Annotated in this window: 11 protein-coding genes and 1 pseudogene; 10 read left to right on the forward strand and 2 right to left on the reverse strand. The window is 60.8% G+C overall.

Annotation, left to right across the window (positions count from 1 at the left end; genetic code table 11):
* The first annotated feature begins 82 nt into the window (after window positions 1-82).
* From AC1Z1G_RS14090 to AC1Z1G_RS14115, 6 genes are all read left to right on the forward strand, one after another.
* Entirely contained in the window at window positions 83-1,102 is a 1,020-nt protein-coding gene (locus AC1Z1G_RS14090; protein ID WP_483620688.1) for an alpha/beta fold hydrolase, read from the forward strand.
* A gap of 542 nt (window positions 1,103-1,644) precedes the next feature.
* Complete coding sequence (gene glgA, locus AC1Z1G_RS14095; protein WP_483620689.1) at window positions 1,645-3,213, forward strand: glycogen synthase GlgA; 1,569 nt, start codon at window positions 1,645-1,647, stop codon at window positions 3,211-3,213.
* A 140-nt stretch (window positions 3,214-3,353) separates the two neighbouring features.
* On the forward strand, window positions 3,354-5,435 hold the full coding sequence (gene malQ / locus AC1Z1G_RS14100) for a 4-alpha-glucanotransferase (protein WP_483620690.1): 2,082 nt from the start codon (window positions 3,354-3,356) through the stop codon (window positions 5,433-5,435).
* 86 nt (window positions 5,436-5,521) lie between these two features.
* Complete coding sequence (locus AC1Z1G_RS14105) at window positions 5,522-5,839, forward strand: DUF2934 domain-containing protein (protein WP_483620691.1); 318 nt, start codon at window positions 5,522-5,524, stop codon at window positions 5,837-5,839.
* A 121-nt stretch (window positions 5,840-5,960) separates the two neighbouring features.
* A complete protein-coding gene (gene glgX / locus AC1Z1G_RS14110) occupies window positions 5,961-8,120 on the forward strand; it encodes a glycogen debranching protein GlgX (RefSeq protein ID WP_483620692.1) in 2,160 nt (719 codons plus the stop codon).
* Between the two features lie 322 nt (window positions 8,121-8,442).
* Entirely contained in the window at window positions 8,443-9,201 is a 759-nt protein-coding gene (locus tag AC1Z1G_RS14115; protein WP_483620693.1) for a PIG-L deacetylase family protein, read from the forward strand.
* A gap of 107 nt (window positions 9,202-9,308) precedes the next feature.
* On the opposite strand, the gene glgB is transcribed toward AC1Z1G_RS14115, so the two are convergent.
* Together glgB and AC1Z1G_RS14125 are read right to left on the reverse strand one after the other, a co-directional pair.
* Window positions 9,309-11,540 (reverse strand): 1,4-alpha-glucan branching protein GlgB, encoded by a 2,232-nt coding sequence (glgB, locus tag AC1Z1G_RS14120; RefSeq protein ID WP_483620694.1) that lies wholly within the window; start codon window positions 11,538-11,540, stop codon window positions 9,309-9,311.
* Window positions 11,541-11,590: 50 nt separating this feature from the next.
* Window positions 11,591-11,836: pseudogene (locus AC1Z1G_RS14125) on the reverse strand (hypothetical protein); the annotation flags it as partial.
* Window positions 11,837-11,934: 98 nt separating this feature from the next.
* Here AC1Z1G_RS14125 and AC1Z1G_RS14130 point away from each other — a divergent pair.
* The 4 genes from AC1Z1G_RS14130 (at window position 11,935) to AC1Z1G_RS14145 (ending at window position 15,968) form a co-directional block, all read left to right on the forward strand.
* Window positions 11,935-12,168 (forward strand): DUF3203 family protein, encoded by a 234-nt coding sequence (locus AC1Z1G_RS14130; protein ID WP_483620695.1) that lies wholly within the window; start codon window positions 11,935-11,937, stop codon window positions 12,166-12,168.
* 194 nt (window positions 12,169-12,362) lie between these two features.
* Window positions 12,363-13,775: a cytochrome c oxidase accessory protein CcoG gene (gene ccoG, locus AC1Z1G_RS14135; protein ID WP_483620696.1), complete on the forward strand. Its 1,413-nt coding sequence runs from the start codon at window positions 12,363-12,365 to the stop codon at window positions 13,773-13,775.
* A 152-nt stretch (window positions 13,776-13,927) separates the two neighbouring features.
* Window positions 13,928-15,337: a GntR family transcriptional regulator MpaR gene (mapR, locus tag AC1Z1G_RS14140; protein WP_483620697.1), complete on the forward strand. Its 1,410-nt coding sequence runs from the start codon at window positions 13,928-13,930 to the stop codon at window positions 15,335-15,337.
* A 118-nt stretch (window positions 15,338-15,455) separates the two neighbouring features.
* Window positions 15,456-15,968 carry a hypothetical protein gene (locus AC1Z1G_RS14145; RefSeq protein WP_483620698.1) on the forward strand — a complete coding sequence of 171 codons (513 nt, stop codon included), beginning with the start codon at window positions 15,456-15,458 and terminating at the stop codon, window positions 15,966-15,968.
* The last annotated feature ends 5 nt before the right edge of the window (window positions 15,969-15,973 follow it).

Genomic DNA, 15,973 nt, shown 5'->3' on the forward strand with positions numbered 1-15,973 from the left:
GCCTGAGACTGATCACCGCCCTCCTTAATCCCCCCCTAATCAGGTCACACCAGCATCGGGCTTTTCGACACGGAGTCCATCAATGCCTAAATTACAGCCCTTATGGCTGCTGTTGCTGTCTGCTGCCCTGCCAACCATCGTCCATGCCGACGGCCCCGCATACGGTCCGCAATTGCAGGGCTTCGACTACCCCTACCCGGTTCAACATTTCACCTTTGAGTCCCAGGGAAAGCCCTTGGAAATGGGCTTCATGGACGTACCTCCCAGTACCAAGGCCAACGGGCGCAGCATCGTGCTGATGCACGGTAAAAACTTTTGCTCAGCCACGTGGGAAGGTTCGATCAAGGCGCTCAGTGCCGCCGGTTATCGGGTGATCGCCCCAGACCAGATCGGTTTTTGCACCTCCAGCAAACCCGACAACTATCAGTACAGTTTTCAGCAACTGGCCGCCAACACCCATGACCTTCTGAGCAAACTGGGCATTCAAAAAGCTACGCTGCTGGGCCATTCCACGGGTGGCATGCTTGCCACCCGTTACGCCTTGCAATATCCAGAACACGTCGAACAACTGGCGCTGGTCAATCCCATCGGCCTGGAAGACTGGAAAGCCCTCGGCGTGCCTTACCGAACCATCGACCAATGGTACGCGCGTGAACTCAAACTGACCGCCGAGAACATTCGCGACTATGAACGCAACACTTATTACGCTGGCCACTGGCGGCCGGAGTTTGACCGCTGGGTGGACATGCTCGCCGGGTTGAGCAAAGGCCCGGGCCGTACTCAAGTGGCGTGGAACTCGGCCCTGATCTACGACATGATCTTCACCCAGCCAGTGTTCTACGAATTCAAAGACCTGAAAACACCGACCCTGCTGTTAATCGGCACCGCCGACACCACCGCCCTCGGCAAAGACATCGCACCGCCTGAAGTGAAGGCGAAAATCGGTCACTACGATGTGCTTGGCAAACAAGTCGCCCAGCTCATTCCAAGGTCCACCCTGATAGAGTTTCCAGAGCTGGGGCATGCGCCACAGATGGAGGAGCCTACCCGCTTCCATCAAGCCTTGCTCGGCTGGCTGAACAAGAACAATCCGACTCCCTGACAGGTGTTCGCTTGGCGGGGCAGCCACTGCGCGTGCTCAACTGAATAGACTTGGCATTCGAGGCTGACGGGCGCCGCCCGTCAGCCGCACCATAATTGTGCGTCGTGGATGCTGACCTCGCGTCATTACCTGGCACCACGCTCCCTCTTTTCGCCCTCGCGCGTACTCAAAAGTGCCCTTCGTCGGTGCATACCTCCCCTTGCAACCCACGTAAACCGCCGTTCAAAACCGATTGTCGAACAATTCATCAGTCCGGCCTGCCCCGCTCTAGGTTCTGGCCTAGACTGAGTTTCGCGAAGGAAAACCGGCCAGTCATCTGCCTTGAAAAAACTCGAAACTTTTCGCTCAAGCGACGGGTCAGGTTAAAGATAGGGCTGCGGTGACTGGTGCAATCCTTGCAATGGTTCCTCCACCCTTTCTGCTTCAACGCATTGGGCAGCCTTGCTCTTCTCTGCGTAGTGCTATTGCGCCTGGCCAAAGGCATTGGCCATCGGGTCCGCTGGTGCGAAACCAGAAACAGATCAATAAGACGGGAGAGACTCATGATCAGTGCCGCTTTGGAAGTCCAGGGAGCGCGTTCTCAATCGCAGGCCAGTACCGCCACCTCGATGACGGTTCTGGCCCCGGGTGCGAAGCCGGTACTGCCAGCCTCCAGTCAGAATCCGAACAAGAAAAAAGTCTTGTTCGTGACCTCCGAAATCGCCGACCTGGTGAAAACCGGGGGGCTGGGTGACGTCTGCGCGGCACTGCCTCGGGCAATGGCGCATTTGCATGATGTGCGGGTGTTGATCCCCGGTTACCCGCAAGTGCTGCACAGCGAAAACCCGATCCACATCATCGGTGAACTTTGCGGCCACGCGGCGTTGCCACCCTGCAAGATCGGGCGCATGGACATGCCCGACGGCCTGGTGATTTACGTACTGATCTGCCCGCAATTATATGAACGCGACGGCTCGCCTTATGGCGCCAACAACGGTCGCGACTGGCCGGACAACCATATCCGCTTCGCCCGCCTGGGGCTTGCCGCCGCCGATATTGCCGCCAACCTGGCGCAAATCCACTGGTGCCCGGATCTGGTGCATGCCCACGACTGGCCCGCAGGCCTCGCGCCGGCCTATATGCACTGGCGCGGGCAGCGCACACCGACACTGTTCACCATTCACAACCTCGCCTATCAGGGCGTGGTCAGCCTGACCTCCTGTCCGGAGCTGGGCATTCCCGAACATGCCCTGCAACAGGAAGGCATGGAGTTCTACGGCAAGCTGTCTTTTCTCAAGGCCGGCATGGCCTATGCCAACCACATCACCACCGTCAGCGCCACGTACGCGCAGGAAATCACCACCCCGGCCTTCGGCTGCGGTCTGGATGGTTTCCTCGCCAGCAAAACCCAGCAAGGCCTGCTCAGTGGCATTCCCAATGGCATTGACGAAAGCTGGGACGCGGCCACCGACCCGCACCTGTTCTGCCCGTTCAGCATTGGCGACTGGGACGCCAAGGCAGTCAATACCGCCCATGTTCGCCAGTTGTTTGGCCTGAAAGACTCCAAGGGGCCGCTGTTTGCCGTGGTCTCGCGGCTGGTCTACCAGAAAGGTCTGGACCTGACCGAAGCTGTCGCCGCCTTCATCGTCGCCTCGGGCGGTCAGATCGCGATCATCGGGCGCGGCGAGCCCGAGGAAGAACAGGCCATGCGTGCCCTCGCCTTGCGTTTCCCCGGACAGATCGGCGTGCACATCGGCTTCAACGAAACCGACGCTCGACGCATGTTCGCCGGCAGCGATTTTCTGCTGATGCCCTCGCGCTATGAACCCTGCGGCCTGAGCCAGATGTACGCCCAACGCTTCGGCTCGCTGCCCGTGGCGCGCAATACCGGAGGCCTGGCCGACACCATTGAAAACGGCGTCACCGGTTTTCTCTTCGACGAATCGACGGTCGAGAGCTATGAGCAAGCCCTGCGCCGCGCCTTCAAGGTGTTCGCCTTCCCAGGGTTGTTCAACGCCATGCGTTGCCGCGCCATGGCCGCGCCGTTCAACTGGTGCAAGGCTGTCGAACCCTATGCCGAACTTTACGAACAACTGGTGGCCAAGGCGCTGGGCAAGTCAGCCAACGTGTAAGAGGGCTTGCCGGATGCCATTACGGACGCTGGACACCTGGCCTCACGGCGCCGTCATGCTGGAACAGCACCTGCCACGGCTGGCCGAACTGGGGTTCACAGCCATCGAGCGTCCATGCACCTCACTTCTGGAGAGCGCCAATGAGCGATGCCCAACTGGAAATCCTCGCCAGCCGAGCAGGCCTGGCCGTTGACTGGATCGATGCCAATGGCCGCCCGCAGAAAGTCGCTGAATCGGTGTTACGAGCCGTTCTGAACGGGCTCGGTCACCCGGCGAACACCGCTCAGGAGATCGACGCCAGCCTGTTACAACTGCAAGAACGCCAACAACACAGCCACCTCCCGCCGTTGATGACCGCCGATGTCGGGGTGGGCCTGGACCTGGCCCGGTATTTTCCTGCTCAAACCCCCTGCGAAATCCACCTTGAGGACGGTGCCGTCCTCAGCCTGAAACTTGACTCAAATGCCGTGTTGCCAGGGATGATCCCGGTCGGTTATCAGCATGTCAGTATCGATGGATACCAGTTCACTCTCGCTGTTGCGCCGGCTCATTGCCACAGCGTGGCCAGCGCGCTCGACAGCCCCACACCCAGGGCCTGGGGCTTGAGCGTTCAAGTGTATGCCCTGCGACGCCCCGGTGATGGCGGCTTTGGCGACACCCTGGCGCTGGAAAATCTCGCCCGGGTCGCTGGTGAGCGTGGCGCCGACGCCTTGGCCATCAGCCCGTTGCACGCCATGTTTGCCAATGACACGCATCGCTACAGTCCGTACTCGCCTTCCAGCCGCTTGTTCCTCAACAGCCTGTACGCCTCGCCCGGAGCGATTCTCGGTGAACGGGCGCTACGCGCAGCGATTGACGCCACCGGCCTGGCGGAATCCTTAAAAGCCCTGGAACAACTGCCGTTGATCGACTGGCCCGCGGCTGCCGAGGCCCGGCAACGCCTGCTGCAAGCCTTGTATGAAGGCTTTTGTCAGGGTGAGCACCCATTGCATGAAGACTTCAGCAGCTTTCGTCACACCGGTGGCGAGGCGCTGGAGAACCATTGCCGCTTCGAAGCCTTGCAGGAAACCTGTGCGGCCCAGGGCGCGAGCCCGGACTGGCGCCAATGGCCAGAACACTGGCGTGACCCGCGCAGCAGTGCCCTGGCGGAGTTCGCCGAGCAAAATGCCGGGCGCATCGGCTTCCATGCCTTTTGCCAATGGCTGATCACCCGCTGCCTGGAGCGCGCGCAAACAGCCGCGCGCAGCAGCGGCATGGGCATCGGCCTGATCACTGACCTCGCAGTGGGGGCCGATGGCGGCGGCAGCCAGGCCTGGAGCCGGCAGGACGAATTGCTGGCTTCGCTGACCGTCGGCGCACCACCGGACATCCTCAGCCGTGCAGGTCAGGGCTGGGGGGTCTCCGCATTTTCCCCCGAAGGTCTGGTGCGCAACGGGTTTCGGGCCTTCATTGAAATGCTGCGAGCCAATTTCGCCCATGCCGGGGGCCTGCGCATCGACCACATCATGGGCCTGCAACGCTTGTGGGTAATCCCCAATGGCGCCCCCCCGAGCGACGGCGCCTACCTGTATTACCCGGTGGACGACTTGCTGCGGTTGCTGACCCTCGAATCCCATCGGCACCAGGCCATCGTCCTCGGTGAAGACCTGGGCACCGTGCCCGAAGGGCTGCGGGAAAAGCTCAGCGCCCGCTCGATCCTCGGCATGCGCGTATTGCTGTTTGAGCAGGACCACAACCTGCGCTTCAAGCCGATCCTCGACTGGCCGGACAATGCGCTGGCCACCACCAGCACCCACGACTTGCCCACGCTCAATGGCTGGTGGCATGGACGCGATATCGACTGGAACGCTCGCCTCGGCCTGACCGACAGCCACGGCGAGCAACAATGGCGCGAACACCGGCAGCGTGAACGCGAAGGCTTGCGTCGCGCCCTGAGCGAAGACCCGCAGAACTTTCGCGAAGAACGTCATGAAACCGATGAAGTGCTCGATGCCAGCGTGCGCTTCCTCGGCCACACCCGCGCACCTTTGGTGTTGCTGCCGCTCGAAGATGCATTGGGCCTCAACGAGCAGGCCAACCTGCCGGGCACCCTCGACAGCCACCCCAACTGGCGCCGCCGCTTGCCGACCCACAGCGAAACGCTGCTGGACGAACCCGATGCAGCACGGCGCCTGGAAATGCTCGCCTGCGCCAGACTTCAAGCGGCCGAGCGTGACCGATGAGCGCCCCGCCCCCGCCCACCGCCGCGCTGGAGGGCTTCCCGGTCAATCCCTTTATCCAGACTTGAGTTCAGTTCAGGAGCATTGAAATGAGTACCGACGAAAAACGCGTTCGTGAGTTTGCTTACCAGATCTGGGAGTCCGAAGGAAAACCCGAAGGCCAGGAGGCCCGCCATTGGGAAATGGCCCACAAACTGGCAGAAGCCGAAGCCCTGGCCCCCAGCAAACCGTCAAGAACCGGTGCAGGCAAAGCCCCGACCGGCAACCCCGCCGCCAGTAAAACTGCCGAACCAAAAACCAAAACCCGAACCAAGGCACCGACCGTTACATCAGTCGTTGCAACACCCGGTGAGAAAAGCGCCGAACCGAAAAAGCCACGGACACCGCGCAAACCACCGGCCCGCTGACGACGCACACCCCGTCATCCTGACTTGACCCGTGGCGACCACACGCGCCACACCGGGTTGGTTCGCCCTCCAGAACCCGGTCTGCACCGTGTCATTGCCCACTCTCGCCGCAGGAGCCTCTATGACCACGCCCAGTAAAGCCGCGCCAGAACTTCAGGCCGAAGCCTCGCGAATCCGTGAAGGCTTGCCCTTCCCGCTCGGTGCGACCTGGGATGGCCTGGGGGTCAACTTCGCGTTGTTTTCCGCCCACGCTACCAAGGTCGAACTGTGCCTGTTCGACGATGCCGGCGAAGTGGAACTGGAACGCATCGAGCTGCCGGAATACACCGACGAAATCTTCCATGGCTACCTGCCGGATGCCCATCCGGGGCTGATTTACGGCTACCGGGTCTACGGCCCGTATGACCCGCAAAACGGCCACCGTTTCAACCCCCACAAACTGCTCATCGACCCGTATGCCAAGCAGTTGATCGGCCAGTTGAAATGGTCCGAAGCGCTGTTCGGCTACACCATCGGCCATGCTGACGCCGACCTCAGCTTCGACGACCGCGACAGCGCGCCCTTCGTGCCCAAATGCAGAGTGATCGACCCCGCCCACACCTGGGGACACGACCACCGTGTCAGCGTACCGTGGGACCGGACGATCATTTATGAGGCTCACGTGCGCGGCATCAGCATGCGTCACCCCTCGGTGCCGGAAAACATACGCGGGACGTTTGCCGGGTTGATGGTCGATGATGTGCTGGAACACATCCGCAAACTCGGTGTGTCATCGGTCGAGTTGCTGCCCATTCATGCCTTCGTCAATGACCAGCACTTGCTGCACAAGGGCATGGCCAATTACTGGGGCTACAACAGCATCGCGTTCTTTGCCCCGGACCCGCGCTACCTGGCCAGCGGCAAGATTGCCGAACTCAAGGAGATGGTTGCGCACCTGCACGAAGCCAACCTTGAAGTGATCCTCGACGTGGTCTACAACCACACCGCCGAAGGCAACGAGCAAGGCCCGACGCTGTCGATGCGCGGGATCGACAACGCCTCCTACTACCGGCTGATGCCGGACGACAAACGCTTCTACATCAATGATTCCGGGACCGGCAACACCCTGGACCTGAGCCACCCGTGCGTGCTGCAAATGGTCACCGACTCGTTGCGCTACTGGGCCACGGAAGTGCACATCGACGGATTCCGCTTCGACCTCGCCACCATTCTGGGGCGTTACCACGATGGTTTTGACGAGCGTCACAGCTTCCTCGTGGCCTGTCGCCAGGACCCGGTTTTACGGCGGGTGAAAATGATCGCCGAACCTTGGGATTGTGGCCCTGGCGGCTACCAGGTCGGCGGGTTTCCACCGGGGTGGGTCGAATGGAACGACCGTTTCCGCGACACCGTGCGCGCGTTCTGGAAGGGTGACGACGGCCAGCTCGCCGACTTTGCCGGTCGCATGACCGCCTCCGGGGAGATGTTCAACCAGCGCGGCCGCCGCCCATACTCGTCAATGAACTTCATCACCGCCCACGACGGCTTTACCCTCAACGATCTGGTCTCCTACAACGACAAACACAACGAGGCCAACGACGAAGACAATCAGGATGGCAGCAACAACAACCTGTCGTGGAACCACGGCGTGGAAGGCCCCACCGACGACCCGCAGATCAACGAACTGCGCCAGCGCCAAATGCGCAACTTCTTCGCCACCCTGCTCCTGGCCCAGGGCACACCCATGCTGGTGGCCGGCGATGAGTTCGCCCGGACCCAGCACGGCAACAACAACGCCTACTGCCAAGACAGCGAAATCGGTTGGGTCAATTGGGACCTGAGCGACGACGGCAAGGCCTTGCTCAAGTTCGTCAAACGCCTGATCAAGCTACGCCTGAACTACCCGGTCCTGCGGCGCGGGCGGTTTCTGGTGGGCAATTACAACGAGGACATCGGCGTCAAGGACGTGACCTGGCTGGCACCTGACGGTGAGGAGATGTCCACCGAACAATGGCAGGACGGCCACGGGCGGTGCCTGGGTATGTTGCTCGATGGCCGGGCCCAGGAAACCGGCATCCGTCGCAAAGGCGCGGACGCTACCTTGCTGCTGGTGGTCAACGCCCATCACGACATCGTCAACTTCCACCTGCCGCAAGTCCCCGACGGCGGCTTTTGGACCTGCGTGATCGATACCTGTCAACCGTCGATTCGCGGCCAGGAACGTTTCGATTTCAACCATGAGTACTCCGTGACCGGGCGCTCGCTGCTGCTGTTCGAACTACAGCGTGGGGATGACGACTGAGATGAACGTCGACGAGTAAATCAGCCAAAACGGCCGCTCTTGACGCTTGCGTCAACGTAAAGACAGAGGGCTCCCGCCCCCCATCGGGTTCTCGCATTTACATCTGATATGGTGTTTTTTTTAGTACCTGATCCGGTTTTTTCGTAAAAAACGTCAATGTGGCCGCGACGGATCGCGTTGTATGGGCAATACTCTGCCCGCAGCAATCCAGGACAGGAGCGCTGCACAGTGATATCAATTGGCCGTCACGGGATCTGCATCAGGAGGCTTTCAGGGCTCTCAAGCATGATCGACGGCATGTCAGAACAAGGATGTGGTACTCATGAAATCCGTTTCCATCGCCGAAGCCAATCTGCCCACGCAGATATGGAACAACGCCCGACAATTGGACGAGATCCCGTTCGTCAACATCGGTACGCTGATCCCCGCTGATGCCCGCGCCGTCGTCATTGCGCCTCATCCGGGCGACGAAGTCGTCACCTGTGGCGGCCTGCTGCAAGTACTGTCGACACTTGGCCATCCCCTGCAACTGATCTCGATCACCGACGGCAGCGCCAGCCATCCTGGCTCGCACCTGTGGTCGGAACAACGCCTGAGCGTGTTTCGTCCCCAGGAAAGTGTCGAAGCCCTGCGCCGCCTCGGCGTGCCCATGCACAGCCTGAAATGGATTCGCGGCGGTTTCACCGACAACGCCCTGGCCGAACACGAACATCAATTGACCCAGTTCATCGCCCGCTACCTGCGCCCCGGTGATGTGGTCTTCAGTACCTGGAGCGAAGACGGCAACGTCGACCATGACACGGTCGGCCGCGCCGCCGCGAAAGCGGCGAGCATGGTGGGCGCCAGTCTCCACGAAGTACCGCTGTGGGCCTGGCACTGGCCGTTGCGCGAGCAAGGGCTGATCCCTTGGCACCGGGCACGCAAGCTGCGCCTGGACACCTGGACCGTAGCACGCAAGCGCCACGCCACCCATGCCTACGCCAGCCAGTTGGAAGGCGAGCCGGAACTCGGTATTGCGCCGACCTTGCCCCGGGTGGTCCTGGAACGCATACGCATGCCCTATGAAATTGTGTTTGTGTGACCGGCAAGAGCCGGTCCTTATCAAAACAAACACTTGTACCTCTTGAGTTGCCGGACCGTTCATCGTGCATTTTCTTGCGCGGCGTGAGCGGTCTTCTCAGCTTCACCTTAACCCTGCGGCCGCAACATCAACACCGCCAACGGCGGCAGATTCAGCACCAATGACAGCGCCTGGCCGTGGCTGCCCTCTTCCTCGGTGAATGCCCCGCCATCGTTGCCATAATTGGAGCCGGCGTAGGTGTCGGCATCGCTGTTGATCAGTTCAGTCCAGCGCCCGGCAACCGGTACACCCACGCGATAGGCCTGACGCGGTACCGGGGTGAAGTTGGCCACCACCAGCACCGGCCGTCCTTCCTTGCTCCAGCGCAGCCAGGCATAGACGCTGTTGATGGCGTCGTCACCGATCAACCATTGAAAGCCCTGCGGTGCGTCGTCCTGATCGTGCAGCGCCGGTTCTTCGCGGTACAGGCGATTGAGGTCGCCCACCAGTTTTTGCACGCCCCGGTGTTCCGGGTATTGCAGTAAGTACCAGTCCAGTTGCTGATCGTGGTTCCACTCGCGCCACTGACCAAACTCACAACCCATGAACAACAGTTTCTTGCCGGGATGGGCCCACATGAAACTCAGGTAGGCGCGCAAGTTGGCGAATTTTTGCCAACGATCACCGGGCATCTTGTCGATCAGCGAGTGTTTGCCGTGCACCACTTCGTCGTGGGAAATCGGCAGGATGAAGCGCTCGGACCAGGCGTAAACCAGGCCAAAGCTCAGTTCGTCGTGATGATGGGCACGGTAGACCGGGTCCTGCTGAATGTAATGCAGCGAATCGTGCATCCAGCCCATGTTCCATTTGTAATCAAAGCCCAGCCCCCCCTGTTGCGTGCCTTGACTGACGCCGGGCCAAGCCGTGGACTCTTCGGCGATCACCAGCGCCCCCGGCGCTTCCAGGTCCACGACATCGTTGAGGTGGCGGACAAAGTCAATGGCCTCGAGGTTTTCCCGGCCACCGTGGCGATTGGGTACCCACTCGCCGGCCTTGCGTGAATAGTCGCGATAAAGCATCGAGGCCACCGCATCGACCCGCAGGCCATCGACATGAAAATGCTTGAGCCAGTGCAGTGCCGACGCCAGCATGAAACCGTGGACTTCGGTGCGGCCCAGGTTGTAGATCAGCGTGTCCCAGTCCTGATGAAAGCCTTCCTGCGGGTTGCCGTACTCATAGAGTGCCGTGCCGTCGAACTGCGCCAGGCCGTGGGTATCGGTCGGAAAATGCGCCGGCACCCAATCCAGAATCACCCCGATACTCGCCAGGTGGCAGGCATTGACGAACGCGGCGAAATCATCGGGCGAACCGTAGCGAGCGCTCGGGGCGAATTGCGACAGAGGCTGATACCCCCACGAGCCGCCAAACGGGTGCTCCATGACCGGCATCAACTCAATGTGGGTGAACCCCAGATTCTGCACATAGGGAATCAAATGCTCTGCCAGTTCATGCCAGGTGTATTGGCGCGCCACCTCGCCTGCATCATCCACCTCGCATTGCCAGGAGCCGACATGCAGTTCGTAGATCGACAGCGGTGCCGTCGGTTGTTGATGTTCGCCGCGCGCCTGCATCCATTCGTGGTCCTGCCAGTCGACTGTCAACGGTGCAGCGACTTTCGAGGCCGTACCCGGCGGTAATTGAGTGGCCAGGGCCATCGGGTCCGCCTTGAGTGGCAGGATCCCGTGGGCGCCGAGAATCTCGTATTTGTACGCCTCGCCTGCCTGCAAGCGCGGGATGAACACCTCCCAGACCCCGGACGGATGACGCAGGCGCATCGGATGGCGACGGCCGTCCCAGGTGTTGAAATCGCCAACCACCGACACACGCCGGGCATTCGGCGCCCACACCGCAAAACGCACGCCCTCGACCCCCTCGATCGCCTTCAACTGCGCGCCGAGGCATGCACTGAGGTCGCGGTGATTGCCCTCGGCAAACAGGTACAAATCCATCTCACCCAACAGCGGGCCAAATGAATAAGGGTCTTCGGCGGTTTGTTCGCCACCCGCCCATTGCGTACGCAGCAGATAGCCCTGTGCCCGGTCGAAGTGCCCGACAAACAACCCCGGCACATCGGTGGCATGAAGGCTGCCCAACACCTCGCCACTCTCCCGGGCCAGCACCTGCACGCTCAACGCATCCGGCAGGAAGGCGCGAATGAATTGGCCACCCGCCCCATCGGCATGGGGGCCGAGGATGGCAAACGGATCCTGGTGTTCAGCACGTACCAGCGCTTCAATATCCTGCGCCGCAGGCAGCAGCGCCGGTTTCACGTGCCCCTGTTCCTTGTTCGAGAAACTCATGACTGCTCTCCACCTGTCTCTGAAAAGGGTTTGAGCCCACGCAACAACCCGTCGACACTCTGCGCCTTCAAGGCCATCGCTGCGGTGTAATCGAAGGAGCGCAACACGCCACTGACGTCCTTGTACGGGCTGTGCTTGCCCCTTCGCTCAAGCAATAGCCGTGCCGGTTCACCTTCGAAGTCGATCAGGCAAGCGTCGCCCTTGATCACCAGCACCTGACCCAAGTGTAGGTCGCCGTGTACGCGCAGGCTCAAACCGCCCACGGCTTTGACGGCCAGGTCCTGGAGGTGAGCGAGACCGACCACGACCACTAACGACCACTAATCAGTTGCCCAGAACGATAGCCTCCCGGTGCGCCCTAAACCTTGAGAGCCTGCTGAAACCGGAGACCATCATGACTGTGCATATCGATAACCAGACTTGCTTTTTCATCACCGAGAACGGTGAAGAAATTCGCCTTGCTCCCGACGTCACCATCATCACCGACGCGGATAAATCCATGTCGGCGGTCGAACTCGATGGTCAGCGCATCTACATCACCGAAGCAGAAGCCGACGCATTAACCGTAGCAGGCGCCACCGACGGACGCAGGCACTTGATGACCACTGACAGTGATTCGGTGATTTGACTGATGCAGATCATAGAACCCGGCCAGCGCTTGATATAGGCGCGACCGCCATGTTTGCGGGGTGCAGCAACTTGTCGCAGGGGGGCTGCACCGGGCCATCTGATCCGCTTTTTATTGCAATAGCTGAGTCTGTTATGCAAACAGATCGAAGGTCATAGTGCTCAGGCCTGATGGAGGCTGATGAGCGAAAGACCATGAGCGAAAGAATCCCCGTCCGATTAGTAGAAACATTCGAGCCTTCGCGTCCAAAGATGAAGGCCAAATCCAGCGACAACCAGATTCACACCCGCAGCTTCACCGGTCTGTTCCGCACTTTGCGCGTGTGCGGTGCAGGCTTTTTGTTTCTGGCGTTTTTCGGCACCGTGTGGCTCAACTGGGGCGGCCGTCAGGCTGTGCTCTGGGACCTCTCGGAAAGCAAGTTTCACATTTTCGGCGCAACGTTCTGGCCGCAGGACTTCATCCTGCTGTCGGCGCTGCTGATCATCTGCGCCTTCGGCCTGTTCGCGATCACCGTGTTCGCGGGCCGGGTCTGGTGCGGCTACACCTGCCCGCAGAGCTCCTTTACCTGGCTGTTCATGTGGTGCGAAAAAGTCACCGAGGGCGAGCGCAACCAGCGGATCAAGCTGAAAGCGGCGCCGTGGGGGCTGAACAAACTGATGCGCCGTTCTGCCAAGCACACGATGTGGCTGGCGATCAGCGTGATGACCGGCCTGACCTTCGTCGGTTACTTCACGCCGATCCGTCCACTGGCCAACGAGTTGCTGACCCTGCAAATGGGCGGCGTGAGTCTGTTCTGGGTGCTGTTTTTCACCGGAGCCACCTACATCAATGCCGGTTGGCTGCGTGAAGCGGTGTGCATGCACATGTGCCCTTACGCCCGTTTCCAGAGCGTGATGTTCGACAAAGACACCCTGACCATCTCCTATGACACGGCACGCGGCGAGATCCGTGGCCCGCGCAAACGCGATGTAAAACCGGCCGATGTCGGCCTCGGTGACTGCATCGATTGCCACTTGTGCGTGCAGGTCTGCCCGACCGGTATCGACATTCGCGATGGCTTGCAGATGGAATGCATCGGCTGCGCCGCGTGCATCGACGCCTGTGATTCGATCATGGACAAAATGGGCTACGCCCGTGGCCTGATCAGTTACACCTCCGAGCATGAATTGCAGGGTGGCAAGACGCACCTGCTGCGACCAAGGCTGATCGGCTACAGCGCAGTGCTGGTGGTGATGATCGGTGCACTGGCTCTGGCGTTGATCGAGCGGCCGATGGTGTCCCTGGACGTCAGCAAGGACCGTGGCTTGTTCCGTGAGAACAGCCTGGGGCAGATCGAAAACATCTACAGCCTCAAGGTCATCAACAAAACCCAGGAGCGTCAGGGCTACCGCCTGAGCCTGGTCGACGGCGAAGGCTTCCAGTTGCAGGGCAAGACCGAGCTGAGCCTGGCGCCAGGCGAAATCGTCGATGTTCCGGTGTCCGTGGCCATGACGACCGAACAGCCCGCCAGCAGCTCGCAGAAGATCAGCTTCATGATCAGCGACAGCGATGACCCAAGCGTGCACAGCGTGGCCAAGAGCCGTTTTGTTGCGCCGATGAACCGTTGAACCTTTAAGATGCAGTCCTCTGTGGCGAGGGAGCTTGCTCCCGTTGGGGTGCGAAGCGCCCCTGAAATTTTACGACTGCTACGCAGCCGAACGGGAGCAAGCTCCCTCGCCACAAGAGCGCACCACATGAATAACTCCAACCCGAGCACCCGATGAAACGCTACGAAAAATTCGCCGACGACATCGCTGAACTGATCCGCTCCGGGGTGCTTGGGCCGGGTCAACGCGTGCCGTCGGTGCGCTACGCCAGCCAGACCTACGGGGTCAGCCCGTCCACGGTCTTCCAGGCCTATTACTTGCTGGAGCGCCGTGGGCTGATCCGCGCCCGCCCGCGTTCCGGCTACTTCGTCAACACCCACGCGCCGAGCCCGTTCTCGGAGCCGGTGATCAGCAGCCAGGTCAACGAGTCGACGGAAGTCGACGTCAGTGAGCTGGTGTTCTCGGTACTCGACTCGATCAAGGACCCGAACACCGTACCGTTCGGCTCGGCCTTCCCGAGCCCGACACTGTTCCCGCTGCAACGTTTGTCCCGCTCGCTGGCCAGTGCCAGCCGCGAAATGGACCCGCGCGTGGTGGTCACCGACATGTCGCCGGGCAACCCGCAACTGCGTCGGCAAATCGCCCTGCGCTACATGGTCGGCGGCCTGATGCTGCCCATGGAAGAACTGCTGATTACCAACGGCGCGCTCGAAGCCCTGAACCTGTGCCTGCAAGCGGTGACCGAACCCGGTGACCTGGTGGCCATTGAGGCCCCGGCGTTCTACGCCAGCCTGCAAGTGCTGGAACGACTCAAGCTCAAAGCCGTGGAAATTCCCGTGCACCCGCGCGACGGCATCGACCTGGGCGTGCTCGCGCAAACCCTTGAACGTCACCCGATCAAGGCGTGCTGGTGCATGACCAGTTTCCAGAACCCGATGGGCGCGACCATGCCCGAGGCGAAGAAGCAGGAACTGGTGGAATTGCTGCGCGTGCATCAGGTGCCGCTGATCGAGGACGACGTCTACGCCGAACTGTATTACGGTCAGCAAGCGCCAAAACCGGCAAAAGCCTTCGACACTGAAGGCCTGGTGATGCATTGCGGCTCCTTCGCCAAAAGCCTGGCCCCAGGTTATCGCGTCGGCTGGGTCGCGGCCGGGCGCTATGCGCAGAAAATCGAACGCCTGAAACTGATGACCTCGCTCTGCGCCTCGATGCCGGCCCAGGCGGCGATTGCCGACTACCTGCAACACGGCGGCTACGACCGCCACTTGCGTAAACTGCGCTACGCTCTGGAAGAACAACAAAGCGCCATGTTGGCCGCCATTGCCCGCTACTTTCCGGCGCAAACCCGCGTCAGCCAACCGGCCGGCGGCTACTTCCTGTGGTTGGAGTTGCCGCCGCAGATGGACTCTCTGAAGCTGTTCCAGATGGCCCTGGCCCAAGGCATCAGCATCGCCCCGGGACCGATCTTTTCCCCGACCCAGCGCTTTAGAAACTGCATCCGCCTGAACTACGGCAGCCCGTGGAACGAGGATGCCGAGAAGGCGATGGAAACCTTGGGGCGGATTGTTCGTTCGTTTTAACCTCAGGCTTGCCGTTCGCTCCCGTCGCTGGCAGCATCCGCGCTTCACTCATCCATGGATGGAGCGTGCCGTTGCTGGCCAGTTGCTGTCCATGACAACCCCGGGTTATGGACGACCGATGGAAAAAACGCTGAAGACGCTGCTGGGCGCGGTGACCACGACCATGGTCTATATCGCGTTGATTCGCTACGTGTTCCCGACCCTCTATGCAGACACGCTGACGGAAAGCTTGCTGAGCGCTGCCCTTGAACCTGCGATCGCCGGGTTGATCGCCGCCGTGGTGCTGATGTGCTGGAAACCACACCCACACTACTGGAGCCTGTTCGTCATTGCAGTGCTGATGGCGGGTTCAACGCTGCGCTTCATGGATGAAAACCTGTGCGATGCAAAGCAGATCGCAGAGATCACCCACGCCGCCTTGTCACCGGTGACAGCATCCACGACCGAGGCATTTCCTGGCATCAGTGCCAACCCAACAGGCGAGCAACGCTATTTTTGTGTGTTGCCCCATCAGCGTCACGAATACCTGGCGGCTTCGGCAACCTACCACCTCAAGGGTTGGTTGACGCTGTGGGCAGTTCTGACGATCAGCCACTGGCATAGGCGCAGACGTCCGGCTCAGCAGGTTTAACGCCT

The organism is Pseudomonas sp. JL27(2026) (assembly GCF_056933555.1).